The organism is Lactobacillus sp. HMSC08B12 (assembly GCF_001808415.1).
GTDB classification, from domain to species: Bacteria; Bacillota; Bacilli; order Lactobacillales; family Lactobacillaceae; genus Lactobacillus; species Lactobacillus delbrueckii.
Map to the genome: position 1 here is coordinate 1 of NZ_KV793196.1, position 13,634 is coordinate 13,634.

Annotated in this window: 11 protein-coding genes and 1 tRNA gene; all 12 read left to right on the plus strand. The window is 51.3% G+C overall.

Translation table 11 applies throughout. The features are described from left to right. Nucleotides 1-116: 116 nt before the first annotated feature. Nucleotides 117-190 (plus strand) — tRNA-Arg (locus HMPREF3168_RS07855). A 188-nt stretch (nucleotides 191-378) separates the two neighbouring features. Further along, nucleotides 379-2,517, plus strand: a complete 2,139-nt coding sequence (locus HMPREF3168_RS07860) for a type IA DNA topoisomerase (RefSeq protein WP_016396426.1) — start codon at nucleotides 379-381, stop codon at nucleotides 2,515-2,517. Nucleotides 2,518-2,701: 184 nt separating this feature from the next. After that, a complete protein-coding gene (locus tag HMPREF3168_RS07865) occupies nucleotides 2,702-4,510 on the plus strand; it encodes a hypothetical protein (protein WP_070489486.1) in 1,809 nt (602 codons plus the stop codon). A gap of 120 nt (nucleotides 4,511-4,630) precedes the next feature. After that, nucleotides 4,631-4,879, plus strand: coding sequence for a DUF2087 domain-containing protein (locus HMPREF3168_RS07870; protein WP_035170816.1), 249 nt, complete (start codon nucleotides 4,631-4,633; stop codon nucleotides 4,877-4,879). A 183-nt stretch (nucleotides 4,880-5,062) separates the two neighbouring features. Then, nucleotides 5,063-5,530, plus strand: a complete 468-nt coding sequence (gene purE, locus HMPREF3168_RS07875; protein WP_016396429.1) for a 5-(carboxyamino)imidazole ribonucleotide mutase — start codon at nucleotides 5,063-5,065, stop codon at nucleotides 5,528-5,530. Continuing rightward, nucleotides 5,520-6,644 carry a 5-(carboxyamino)imidazole ribonucleotide synthase gene (gene purK / locus HMPREF3168_RS07880; RefSeq protein ID WP_016396430.1) on the plus strand — a complete coding sequence of 375 codons (1,125 nt, stop codon included), beginning with the start codon at nucleotides 5,520-5,522 and terminating at the stop codon, nucleotides 6,642-6,644. Before purE ends, purK begins: the two co-directional genes overlap by 11 nt. 43 nt (nucleotides 6,645-6,687) lie before the next feature. Then, nucleotides 6,688-7,983, plus strand: a complete 1,296-nt coding sequence (gene purB / locus HMPREF3168_RS07885) for an adenylosuccinate lyase (RefSeq protein WP_011544054.1) — start codon at nucleotides 6,688-6,690, stop codon at nucleotides 7,981-7,983. Nucleotides 7,984-8,306: 323 nt separating this feature from the next. Then, nucleotides 8,307-9,029 carry a phosphoribosylaminoimidazolesuccinocarboxamide synthase gene (gene purC, locus HMPREF3168_RS07890; protein ID WP_003615550.1) on the plus strand — a complete coding sequence of 241 codons (723 nt, stop codon included), beginning with the start codon at nucleotides 8,307-8,309 and terminating at the stop codon, nucleotides 9,027-9,029. A 4-nt stretch (nucleotides 9,030-9,033) separates the two neighbouring features. Next, the gene (purS, locus tag HMPREF3168_RS07895; protein ID WP_003615547.1) at nucleotides 9,034-9,282 is read left to right on the plus strand and encodes a phosphoribosylformylglycinamidine synthase subunit PurS; all 249 of its coding nucleotides are present in this window, start codon (nucleotides 9,034-9,036) and stop codon (nucleotides 9,280-9,282) included. Beyond that, the gene (purQ, locus tag HMPREF3168_RS07900; RefSeq protein WP_070489488.1) at nucleotides 9,282-9,956 is read left to right on the plus strand and encodes a phosphoribosylformylglycinamidine synthase subunit PurQ; all 675 of its coding nucleotides are present in this window, start codon (nucleotides 9,282-9,284) and stop codon (nucleotides 9,954-9,956) included. The genes purS and purQ overlap by 1 nt, the downstream gene beginning before the upstream one ends. Further along, a complete protein-coding gene (purL, locus tag HMPREF3168_RS07905; RefSeq protein ID WP_035162012.1) occupies nucleotides 9,956-12,178 on the plus strand; it encodes a phosphoribosylformylglycinamidine synthase subunit PurL in 2,223 nt (740 codons plus the stop codon). The genes purQ and purL overlap by 1 nt, the downstream gene beginning before the upstream one ends. Next, entirely contained in the window at nucleotides 12,154-13,632 is a 1,479-nt protein-coding gene (gene purF, locus HMPREF3168_RS07910) for an amidophosphoribosyltransferase (RefSeq protein WP_003615543.1), read from the plus strand. Before purL ends, purF begins: the two co-directional genes overlap by 25 nt. Nucleotides 13,633-13,634: the final 2 nt, after the last annotated feature.

A 13,634-nucleotide genomic window follows, 5' to 3' on the forward strand; every position in this document is an offset into this window, starting at 1 on the left:
GTGTTCAGTTTAATTTTACAATCGGCGACCAAGAAAAAAAGCAACTTTTTTTCTGAAATGTGTTTGACAATTTATCCCTGGTCTAATATACTTAATTTGTTGCGTCGGAGTATAACGGTTCGGTAGCTCAGCTGGATAGAGCAACGGTCTTCTAAACCGTGGGTCGTGAGTTCGAATCTCACCCGAATCATGATTGCAACCAGAGAAATCACTGAGGCTTGCCTCGGTGATTTTTTTGTTATATCCGCAGAAAATTTGCCAAGCCGGCAAAAGTAAACTATAATGGAATAAATATTAAACGTTTGTTCGAGCAATCCTGGCCACTTGGCCGGGGCCTTTTTATTTGCTCGGGATTTTTAACGCAAGGCAGGAAATGTAATGACGACGGTAATTTTAGCAGAGAAGCCCAGCCAGGCCCGGGCATACGCGGCCGCTTTTACCCAGAGCCAGAAGGGGGAGGGGCAGATTAAGGTGGCGGACCCGATCTTGCCGGCAGACACGGTGATCACTTATGGTTTTGGCCATTTAGTGGAAATGGCCCTGCCGGAAGCCTATGACGCCAGCTACAAGCGCTGGTCTTTAAAGAAGCTGCCGATTTTTCCCGACCAGTACAAGTACCTGGTTCCCCGGGACAAGAAGAAGCAGTTCAATATTGTCGCTAATTTGCTCAAGCGGGCAGATACGATCGTGATTGCCACGGACAGTGACCGGGAAGGGGAAAACATCGCCTGGTCCATCATGCGGCAGGCGGGGATCGATTTGAAACAGAAGCGCCTTTTCCGCCTCTGGATCAATTCACTGGAAAAAGCCGCGATCAGGGAAGGCTTCCAGAACTTGCGGCCGGGTAAGGACTACTACTACCGCTATAAGGAAGCCCAGACCCGGCAGATCAGTGACTGGCTGGTCGGGATGAACGGCAGTCCCTTATTTACCTTGCTGTTAAGAAAGCAGGGGGTCAAGGGGACCTATTCAATCGGTCGGGTGCAGACGCCAACTTTGTACATGGTCTATAAGCGTGATCAGGAGATTGCTAATTTTAAGCCGGAGAAGTACTGGCTGCTCATGGCCGATTTTTGGCAGGGAAGAAAGAAATTTACCGGCCGCTTGCTGCCGGAAACGAAATTCAAGAGTCCGGCAGAACTGGAGCAGTTTTTACTGGCTAAAGGCGGGAGTCTGGGCAAGCAGACTGGCCGGGTGGCCAAGGTGGACAAGGAGCAAAAGAGCCTGGCCAGCCCCCGCCTCTTCTCCTTGTCCAGCCTGCAGACGGAAGCCAACCGCCGCTACCATGCTTCAGCCAGCCAGGTTTTACAGGCTGTGCAGAATTTGTATGAAAATAAGTTTTTAAGCTATCCGCGGACAGACTGCAATTATATTACGGACAATGAGTATGCCTACCTGGCCCAGAACCTGGACCGCTACCAGGGGCTGTTGCCAAATTCTGCAGAAGTCAAAGAGCAAATGAAGCCCTTAAAGGCGGAGAAGCGCTATGTCGACTCCGGCAAGGTCCAGGAGCACCACGCCATCATCATGACCAAGACCGTGCCCAGCCAGGCACAAATGGGCAAAATGCCCAAGCTGGAAGGGCAGGTCTATGACCTGGTCTTGCGGCGAACTTTGGAGATGTTTTTAAAGGCCTATGTCTATGAGAAGACCACGGCTTTGATTAATGTCGGCCAATTGACTTTTAAAGCCAGCGGCAATGTCAGCGTAAACCTGGGCTGGAAGATTCTGGAAGGGCCGGTTAAAGATGCCCAGCTGCCGCCCCTGGAAGTCGGCCAGGAACTGACGGCGAAATTGAAAGAGCAAGAAGAAGAGACCAAGCCTCCGGCCAAGTTTACGGAAGGGAGCTTGATCACGGCCATGAAGACGGCCGGCAAGACCCTGGACGATGAAGACGCCCAGGCTATTTTAAAGGACGTTGAAGGGATCGGGACGGAAGCTACCCGGGCCAGCACCATCGAAATCTTGAAGAAGCGGGGCTACATGCAAAGCCGGCAAAACAAATTGTCGGTTACCCCGGAAGGGACCATCCTCTGCAAGGCGGCGGAAGCTGAGCCACTCTTAGTCAGCGCGCAGATGACGGCCCAGTGGGAAAAGGCCTTAAAGCAAGTCGGGGCCAAAGAGCGGAGCCAGGATAACTTTTTAGGGCAGATCAAGAAATTCATTTCAAAGATGATTACAGAAGTGCCAGGCAAGATCCAGGTTGATCAGGGCTTGCAGGAAGAAGCCCAGACCCGGCAAGCCAAAACCGCGGCAATCGGCCCCTGCCCGGTCTGCAAGCAAGGGGAAATTACTGACAAGGGCAAGTTTTACGGCTGCAGTAATTACCGGGGCGGCTGCCATTTCACCTTGCCCAAGAAGTTTGCCGGCAAGAATATGGGCAAGCGGATTGTGAAGACCTTGATCAGCAAGGGCAAGACTGACAAGCTGGACGGTTTTGTCTCTAAAAAGAGCGGGCAGCGGTATTCAGCCAAGCTGCAGCTGGAAGGGGACAAGCTCTCTTTGGTTTTTGACTGATTTTTGCAAAAGCAATATTTCCTAAAATGAGTTAACAAATCTGTTACAAATGAAATAGTGCCCGAAAACTGTGGTAAAGTATGAAAAGGCATTTCGTGATAAAAGTGTAAATTATCTGGGTGCTTTTTGTTAAGAACCGTAGATTTATGAGTTTTGTATTTTTAGAAGTGAAGGGAAGAGTTTGATGAGACGTTTTGCCCTGGGCATGATGACCAGTGCGGCACTGATGGCCGGCCTGGCCAGTCAGGTGCAAGCAAGCAGCAAAGACTATAGTAAGAGCACGAAGACCGATCTTGTGACCAAGATCATGGGTAACAAGAGCTACCAGGTCTATTCTTCGCTCAGGCTGGAAGAGGTAACTAAGAAGGTCAAGACAAAGACCAAGGAAAAGAAGAAGTACACGGTCAAGAAGAAGGTCGCCGTCAAGAAGAAGAGTAAGAAGGGCAAGACCAAGTACAAGACGGTTAAGCAGGTCAAGTACAAGTGGGTGACTAAGACGGCCTACAAGAACGTGAAGAAGAAGTGGAAGTTCGGCAAGAAATTGACGGTCTCGGCTGACTTCAGATACGCCCACGTCCAGTCCAAGTCATACAAGGTTAAAGATGGCAAGCGCTACTACTACATCTACGTTAACGGCCGGCCAGTCGGCTACGTGAATGAGAAGGCTTTTGTCCTCTCGAAAGCTAATGTGGTTTCCCAGGTCAGCCTGGTCAACAACCAGTATGATTCAGTTGGCTTTAATGCCGAAGACGCGATTAACTACGTGACTGACCAGCACGGCAGTCTGGTTGACAATGATTCAGTTGAGATCAGCTGCAAGTCTGCTAAATTGAATATTTCTGATACTGGCTATGTATCCAGCCGCAAGGCCGGGACGGCGGTTTTGACCTTCAAGTACGGCAAGGCCAAGGCGACCAGCAAGCTGACGGTACGCGGGGATGCCAAAGAAGGGATCAGCTCGGCTGGTGTAACGCCGGTGAAAACTGATTTGCCAAAGATTGAGACCTGGTCGGCCAGAGACAGGGCCAGCTCCCACAAGCACTGGGCGACCAAGTCGGCCAGAGACAGGGCCAGCTCCCACAAGTACTGGGCGACCAACATGTCTGGCAACGCTAAAGGCGCGGATATTGAAACCATCTTCTATCATCCGGCAGTTTTGAGCGCGCCAGGTTCAAGCAACCTGGAGGCCAAGGTGTCAAGCGCCGTTCAAGGGATTGATTTTTATGACAATGACCTGGTGACCAGCAACCTTGACTTAGGCCAGGCAGACAACTGGGAAGCCCGGGGGCATATGGTCTACTATAATATGCGGAAGGTCAAGGAGTATAACTGGCAGCTGATTCCAAGCAAGATGCTGAGCTTCAACACCTGGCTAAGCTATATCAAGAACATCAAGGTCAGCCCATACATGAAGCTGGGCCATGGCCAGTCAGTCGGCAGCACCAAGAAGTATGTTTACGTTTTGGCCAACTGGAACCGGTCCAACAACTGGTCCAACTCCCAGGAACTGATCCGGGTCAAGAAATCCACCATGGAAATTGACAAGATCTGGACCTTCAAGGTTTGGAACGGGTCAGCCAAGTATCCGCGGATTTTCCTCAACGCGGACGTAATTGACGACAACACCTTGCTTGCCCTCTTCCACAATGCTTCTAAGCACCGCTATGAATACTGGAAGATCAGCAGAAACGGTGACAGCTTCAAGGCCAAGGAAGTTGGGGCAACTGGCAGCGACCTCATCAGCAATTCCGCTGAAGTCCAGGGCTTTGTCTGGAACAGTGCCTATGACGTTTACTATATTGCCTTTAACGATTACCTCTTTAAGATCGGGGCAGGCTTAGATGGCAAAACAGATGCCGGCAAGCTTTTGAACCGCTACAAGTTTCACACTAGACCCCGGGAATTTGAAGGTTTGAGCAGCTACAAGGCCGAACTCTACGTCAACTTGAATCATCCAACGGAAACTTTGAAAGTGAATCATATTACAAAGTAGTTGAGTCTAATGATTGTGGGTATAGGAAGAATGAAATTAAAGAAGGGGCTGGCAAGGGCAAGAGGAAAAAGACCAAGCTGGTAGAGTAAGAAGTTGGAAGTTGAGGAAATTTAAACGGATATTACAGGATTCTTCAAGGACGGCCGCCTACAGGTCATTCCCCGCAAGCAAAAGGCGAAAGAGGCCTTGTTTGAAGCGCTAATCGACCGCTTTGAATTTGGCCGGGACTATTCTGAAAAGGAAGTCAATGAAGTTTTGGCGGCAGTCTATGACGACTACGCGATTTTGCGCCGCTACTTGGTTGACACTGGCCGCTTGGGGCGGGACCCTTATGGCCAGCATTACTGGCGGGCAGAAAAGAAAGATTGATTTTATGGCATTTAAGATCACCACATGGTGGTCTTTTTCTTACGATTTTTTAATTAAAAACGAATGATATAACCGCATTCACAAGTAATGGTTCATCTTTCTCTTTAAAAAAGTCCCGTTTTCTGTTATCCTAAGAGAAAGTAGACAGGAGGAATAATCGTGACTAGTAGAATCAGTGTTGTAATGGGCTCCAAGTCAGACTGGGGCTATATGCAGGAAGCTTGCAAGCTGCTCGACAATTTCGGGGTTGACTACGACAAGCAGGTTATTTCAGCGCACAGAATGCCGGAGGAAATGTTCGCTTTTGCCCAAAAAGCAGCGAAAAACGGTACTAAGGTGATCATTGCCGGCGCTGGTGGGGCAGCCCACCTGCCAGGCATGATCGCTGCCAACACTCCCTTGCCGGTAATTGGCTGCCCAGCCAAGACCAGCGCTTTAGGCGGGATGGACTCCCTTCTTTCCATCGTGCAAATGCCAGCCGGCATCCCTGTAGCGACGACTGCCATCGGCCCGGCCGGCGCCAAGAACGCGGCTCTTTTAGCCATGCAGATCTTAGGCATCGAAGATAAAGAACTCCAGCAAAAGATCGTGGACTACCGCAAGGAAATGCACGACCAAGCCAAAGAAAGCAGTGCAGACCTTGTCTATTAAAATCAAGCCCGGCCAAACGATCGGCATCATTGGCGGGGGGCAATTAGGGCAAATGCTGGCTTTTGATGCCAAGGCCAGCGGAATGAAGGTCATCATCCTGGACCCAACTCCGGCTTGCCCGGCCGGCCAAGCCGCAGATGACCAGATCGTGGCTGAATACAGTGATATCGACGCCATCCATGAACTGGCCTCTAGAAGCGATGTCTTGACCTACGAATTTGAAAACGTGGACCTGGATGCCCTGGAGAGCGTCAAGGACCAGGTCTTTATTCCGCAAGGGACCAAGCTTCTATACACGACCAACAACCGGATCCGGGAAAAGACTTTTATCCAAAGTGCCGGCTGTGAAGTGGCCAAGTTCAGAGCGGTCAAGAACCGGGCTGACCTGGAAGAAGCCGTCAGTGACTTGGGCCTGCCAGCCGTTTTGAAGACCTGTGAAGGCGGCTATGACGGCAAGGGCCAGGTTGTTTTAAAAGCAGCTGCCGACTTGGACAAGACTGCTGATGTCTTGGCTTGCGGTGACTGCATTTTGGAAAAATTTGTCGACTTCCGTATGGAAGCCTCCGTCATGATTGGCCGCAACTCTGATGGCCAAGTCACGGTCTTCCCGGTCAGCGAAAACATCAACCAGGGCGAAATCCTGCATGAAAGTATCGTCCCGGCCCGGATTTCCCCGGACTTGGCCCAAATGGCCCAGGAGGCTGCCGTTAAGATCGCTGAAGCCATTGACCTAAAGGGGATCTTAGGCGTAGAAATGTTCGTTACTAAAGATGACAAAATTGTCATCAACGAACTTGCTCCCCGGCCCCACAATTCCGGCCACTACTCAATTGAAGCCTGCAACTTCTCCCAGTTTGCCGTCCACAACCGGGCTATCTGCAACTGGCCTTTGCCAAAGATCAAGCTGCTCAGCCCGGTCGTCATGGTCAATGTATTAGGCCAGCACGTGGCCGGCACGGAAAAGCTGATCGCCGAAAAGCCGCAGTGGTCCTTCCATGACTATGGCAAGGGCGAGGTCCGTAGAGACCGGAAGATGGGGCACGTGACGATCCTGACTGATGATGTCGACAAGACTTTGGCCGAGATTGCCGCGACAAAAGTTTGGGATGTATAATTAAAAAGCAGATTATTGTCGATTTTTTAAAGGTGGAAAATAAATGATTGAACGCTATACCCGACCAGAAATGGGTGCCATTTGGACTGATGAAAAGAAGTATGAATGCTGGTTGGCAGTAGAAATCGCTGCTGATGAAGCCTGGTCCAAGCTTGGCCACATTCCGGCAGAAGACGTGGAAAAGATTAAGCAGAACGCCAAGTTCAGCGTTGACCGCATCAACGAAATTGAAGCCGTGACTCACCACGACGTTATTGCCTTCACCCGGACCATTTCTGAATCATTGGGGCCGGAAAAGAAGTGGGTGCACTACGGCTTGACCAGTACTGACGTGGTTGACACTGCCCAGGGCTACCAATTGAAGCAGGCTAACGACATCCTTCGCAAGGACATCCAGGACTTCATCGACATCCTGGCCAAGCGGGCCCTTGAATTCAAGGATACGGTCTGCATGGGCCGCACCCACGGCATTCACGCTGAACCAACTACTTTCGGCTTGAAGTTCGCCCGCTGGTACTCAGAAATGAAGCGGAACCAGGAACGCTTTGAACATGCTGCCCGCGGAGTGGAAGCCGGCAAGATTTCCGGTGCCGTCGGGACTTTCGCTGAAGTTGACCCAGAAGTAGAAGCATATGTCTGCAAGAAGCTGGGTCTGCACGCCCAGGAAATTTCAACCCAAGTCCTGCCACGTGACCTGCACGCTGAATACATTGCTGCCATCGCCCTGGTTGCAACTTCTTTGGAAAACATCGCTACGGAAATCCGTTCTTTGCAAAGAACGGAAATCCACGAAGTTGAAGAACACTTCGCCAAAGGGCAAAAGGGTTCTTCCGCTATGCCGCACAAGCGCAACCCGATCGGTTCAGAAAACATCTGCGGGATGGCCAGAGTTCTCCGCGGCAATGTCGTAACTGCCTACGAAGATGTAACCCTGTGGCACGAAAGAGACATCTCCCACTCAGGTGCTGAACGGGTAATCCTGCCAGACAGCACCATCGGTCTTGACTACATGCTCAACCGGATGGGCAAGATCCTGGCCAACCTGGACGTCTTCCCGGAAACCATGAAGAAGAACATGGACAAGACTTTGGGCTTGATCTACTCCGGCCGCGTTCTGCTCAAGCTGGTTGAAAGCGGCATGAGCCGGGAAGCTGCCTACGACTTGATCCAGCCATACACGGCCAAGTGCTGGGCTGAACAAGTTCCATTCCGGCCTCTCCTTGAAGCAGACCCAACCATTCAAAAGCAACTGACTAAGGCTGATCTTGACGATGCCTTCGACTACCACTGGCACCTGCGCCACGTTGACGACATCTACAAGCGCCTAGGTTTGGAATAAGTGTAAAAAGGCAATGATTTTCAATGCTATTGCCAATATATAAAAGGATAGAGAAATCTAGATAATTAAAAGCGACTCATAAAATGAGCCGCTTTTTGTTCGGTTTTTATCCCTTGATTTTTGCTTGTTAAAGTTTTTGTCCAAAAATGATGAAGGAATATCCGATTGTAAGAGGAGTGATAGCTAAAAAATATTCGATAATCTCTTGACCAAACTTTTTTAAGTTGTTATCCTTTAAGTTGTTATTCTTAGTTCAAGAAAGAAATTACGAATAGTAATTCCTGTTTACATTATTATAGTTTGTGTTAATCGGAGGGTAAAAAATGGCAGAATTGCTTTATCAGGGTAAGACTAAGGAAATGTGGACCACTGACGATCCAGAAGTGCTCCGCGCTGTTTACAAGGACGATGCTACCGCTTTGGACGGCTTGAAGCACGATGTCTTCCAAAACAAGGGTGAACTTGACGCGGAAATTTCTAGCCTGGTTTTCGAATATTTGATGAAGCATGGGGTGAAGACGCACTTTATCAAGCGCTTGTCTAAAAACGAACAATTGGTCAAGAAGGTCAAGATGATCGACCTGGAAGTTGTTACTCGGAATATCGCGGCTGGATCATTCTGCAAGCGTTATGGCTTGAAAGAAGAAGGCGAGAAGCTGGACACTCCAGTTGAAGAACTATTCATGAAGAGCGACGCCCTGCACGACCCGCTGATGAATGAATCAGACGCCATTGCCTTCCACTTGCTGACTCATGAAGAACATGAACAGATCTGGGAAATCTCCCGCCAGGTCAACCAGCTTTTGACCAAGCTCTTTGCCGACGCCGGCATGCTGCTGGTTGATTTCAAGGTTGAATTCGGGACCCTGCCAAACGGTGAAGTCGTCCTGGCTGACGAATTCTCACCAGACAACTGCCGCCTGTGGGATATGGAAACCAAGGACCACATGGATAAGGACGTTTACCGCCGGCAAATCGGCAACCTAATCGATGTTTACGAAAGAGTTTTGGCCCGTTTGAAGGATGCTTTGGCCAAGGAGGATTAAGCAAATGACTACTGTACGGATTTACGTTACTTACAAGCAATCAGTTTTCGACCCGCAAGGTGAAGCCATCACCAACTCAATTCACTCTTTGGGCCACGATGAAGTCAAGGGCGTCAAGGTCGGCAAGTTCTTCGATGTAACTATTGAAGAAGGAGACAAGCCTGTAGCAGAAACTGTCAAGGAAATTTCTGAAGAGCTGCTGGTCAACTTCAACATGGAAACCTACAGCTACAAGATCTTGGAGGAAAAATAATGAAGTTTGCGGTAATCCAATTCCCGGGCTCCAACTGCGACATCGACCTCTACGAAGCCTTGCACACGGTTTGTGGAGCTGACGTGGCCTACGTTCCTTCCAAGGAAAGCAGCCTGGACGGCTTTGACGCTGTCATGCTGCCAGGTGGCTTCTCATACGGGGACTACCTGAGAGCCGGCGCTATTGCCCGCTTTACCAATATCATGCCCGCTATTGTCGAAATGGCCAAGGCCGGCAAGCCGGTCTTCGGGACCTGCAACGGCTTCCAGATCTTGACCGAAGCTGGCCTTTTGCCAGGCGCTTTGAAGAGAAATGACTCTTTGAAGTTTGTCTGCAAGATGGTTGAATTGGAAGTAGCCAACAACGACACCATCTTTACTTCTGAATACCAAAAGGGTGAGAAGATCAACCTGCCGATCGCGCACGCTGACGGCTCCTTCTACGCCGACCCGGAAACCTTGCAGAAGATCGAAGACAATGGCCAGGTCGTTTTCCGCTATTCAAAGGAAAACCCGAACGGCTCTTTGAACAATATTGCCGGGATCACCAACGAAAGAGGCAATGTCTTAGGGATGATGCCTCACCCGGAACGGGCAGTCGAAGCCCTCTTGGGCAACACCGACGGTTTGCGCCTGTTTAAGTCAATTTTGGACCACGCGGAGGTAAAAGCGTAATGATGCAGGAAATGACTCCAGAAGAAATCAAAGAAAAGAAGCCTTATCTCGATTGGAGCTTGTCTGAAGAAGAATACGACTACATCTGTGACAAGCTTTTGCACCGCCTGCCAAACTACACTGAAACCGGCCTTTTCTCAGCCATGTGGAGCGAACACTGCTCATACAAGAAGTCTAAGCCGGTTCTCCGTCTTTTCCCAACCAAGGGTCCCCGCATTTTGCAAGGGCCTGGTGAAGGGGCAGGGGTTGTTGACATCGGTGACGGCCAAGCTGTCGTTTTCAAGGCTGAAAGCCACAACCACCCAACTGCTGTTGAACCTTACCAAGGGGCAGCTACTGGTGTCGGCGGGATCCTGCGTGACGTCTTCAGCATGGGGGCCCGGCCAGTTGCTACTTTGGACTCTCTGCACTTTGGTGAATTAGATGACGCCCACACCCGCTGGCTTTTAAACGAAACTGTCGCCGGCATCGGTGGCTACGGCAACTGCATGGGGATCCCAACTGTTGGCGGCGAACTCACTTTTGACGACATCTACAAGGGCAACCCAGTCATGAACGCCATGAGCGTCGGCCTTTTGGACGTTAAGGACATGCAAAAGGGCCTGGCCCAAGGTGAAGGCAATGCCGTAATGTACGTCGGGGCCAAGACTGGCCGTGACGGGATCCACGGGGCAACCTTTGCTTCTCACTCCTTTGACTCAGAACACGAAAGCCAACGCTCAGCTGTCCAAGTTGGTGACCCCTTCATGGAAAAGCTGCTGCTTGAAGCCTGCCTGGAATTGACCCAAAAGCACGCTGACTGGCTGGTCGGCATCCAGGACATGGGGGCAGCCGGGATCGTTTCCTCAAGTTCAGAAATGGCTTCAGAAGGCAAGTCCGGCATGGAACTGAACCTGGACCTGGTACCGCAAAGAGAAAGCGGGATGTCAGCCTACGAAATCATGCTGAGTGAATCCCAGGAAAGAATGCTGCTTTGCGTTAAGAAGGGCCACGAAGAAGACGTCAAGAAGATTTTTGACTTCTACGACCTTGACGCCGTTGTTATCGGCCGGATTACCAGCGGTCACAACTACGTTTTGCGCCACCATGGCGAAGTTGTCTGCGATATCCCGGTAACCAGTCTGACTGAAGACGTCTTGGAAGAACCAAGCGAAGAAAAGCAGCCGCAGCACATGATCGATGACGCGGCTAAGCCGGCCTGGGAACCTGAGATTACGGATTTGGCAAAGACCTACAAGCAGATGCTGGCCCAGCCAACCATCGCTTCTAAGGGAATGTTCACCCAGACCTACGACTCCATGGTCAGAACCAGCACGGTTGTCGGGCCTGGTGAAGACAGCGGTGTTTTGAGGGTTCGCGGCACCCACAAGGGGATTGCCATGACCACTGACGGCAACGGCCGTTTCATCTACCTGGACCCGGAAATCGGGGGCAAGCGGGCCGTTGTTGAAGCAGCTGGCAACATCATCGCCAGCGGGGCAGAACCTCTGGCCATCACTGACTGCTTGAACTTCGGTAACCCGAATGAACCAGAAGTCTTCTGGGAACTCCACCACTCAGTCATGGGGATTGCCAAGGCCTGCGAAGTCTTAGAAACTCCAGTTGTTTCCGGTAACGTTTCCCTTTACAACGAAACTGACGGCAAGTCCATCTACCCAACCCCAATGGTCGGCATGGTTGGTCTGGTCAAGAACCTGGACCACCTGGTCAGAGACAGCTTCCAAGAAGAAGGCGACGACCTTTACTTGGTCGGCCAAACCGGGGCGGACTACGCCGGCTCAGAACTGCAAAAGATGCTGACCGGGGAAATCTCCGGGTCCTTGAACGATTTGGACTTAGACCACATTAAGGACTACCAGAAGCGCCTCTTGGCCCAAATGGAAGCCGGCCACGTGGCCAGCGCCCACGACTTAAGCGAAGGCGGCCTGGCTGTCAGTCTGGCTGAAAGCAGCTTTGGCCACGGGATCGGGGCAGAAGTTGCCTGCGACTTGACCAGTGCCGAACTCTTCAGCGAAACTCCAGGCCGCTTCCTGGTCAGCGTGCCAAGCGAATACTCAGCTGAATTTGCTGCAGCTTTGGCAGCTGACGCGGTCAAGATCGGTCAAACGGCTGGCGATAGCCTGAAGCTGACCTTGAAGGACCAAGCAGCCGACTTGCCGGTAGCGGAATTGAAGCAAATTTGGGAGGAAGCCCTGCCATGCCTTATGAAATCAAAGGATTAAATGAAGAATGCGGCGTTTTCGGGATCTACAATGTCCCTGACGCGGCCAACGTGACCTACTTTGGTCTCCATGCCCTCCAGCACCGGGGCCAGCAGGGGGCCGGGATCGTGGCTAGCGATGGCCAGAAGCTCCGCCAGTTCCGTGACCGGGGTCTCTTGTCAGAAGTCTTCTCCAACCCGGCTGACCTGGACTTTTTAAAAGGGAACATGGCTATCGGCCACGTCCGCTACGGTACTGCCGGTTCAGACTCCCTGGCCAATGTCCAGCCCTTCCTCTTCCACTTCCAGGACGGGGAAATCGCCCTTTGCCACAACGGGAACTTGACCAATGCCAAGACGCTGAAAAAGCGCCTGGAAGATTCCGGGTCAGTCTTTCAGTCAAGCTCTGACACGGAAGTCTTGATCCACTTGATCCGCCGCAAGGTCCGTATGCCTTTTATCGAAGCCTTGAAGGCCAGCTTGAACGAAGTCAAAGGGGGCTTTGCCGTCCTCTTGATGACCAATGACACCCTCTATGCCGCCCTTGACTCTAACGGCTTCCGGCCCCTGGTTTTAGGGCAAATGGACAACGGCAGCTATGTCGTAGCCAGCGAATCCTGCGCCCTTGACGCGGTACACGCCAAGCTGGTCCGGGATGTGCAGCCAGGTGAACTCATCACCATCAACAAAGACGGGATCAATATTGACCACTACACGACTGAAACCCAGCTGGCCGTCTGCTCAATGGAATACATCTACTTTGCCCGGCCAGACTCCATTATCCACGGGGTTAACATCCACACCGCCAGAAAGCGGATGGGGATACTGCTGGCTAAGGAACAGCCAGCTCCAGAAGAAGCGGACATGGTTATTGGGGTGCCAAACTCTTCACTTTCAGCCGCGACTGGTTATGCTGAAGCAGCTGGCCTGCCTTATGAAATGGGCTTGATCAAGAACCAATATATTGCCCGGACCTTCATCCAGCCGACCCAGGCTCTGCGTGAGCAGGGGGTTAAAATGAAGCTTGCTCCTGTCCGCGGGGTGGTCAGCGGCAAAAATATCGTGGTCGTTGACGATTCAATCGTCCGCGGGACGACTTCCCGGCATATCGTGCAGATGCTGAAAGAAGCCGGGGCCAAGTCCGTCCACATGCGGATTGCTTCTCCGCCTTTCAAATACCCGCACTTCTACGGGATTGATATTTCTGAAAGAAAAGACTTGATGGCGGCCAAGTACAGCGTCAGCGACATGTGCAAGCTGATCGGGGCCGACAGCCTGGGCTTTTTGAGCATTCCAAGCCTGATCAAGGCAGTCGACATGCCAGATACCGGTGACGCGCCAAACGGGGGCCTTACGGTTGCTTACTTTGACGGCAAGTACCCGACTCCTTTGTACGACTACGAAGAACAAATCAAGGAACCGCTGAATGTGGAACCGGTTGAAGAAATTTTAAAGAAGCAAAACAGAGGTGAATGATC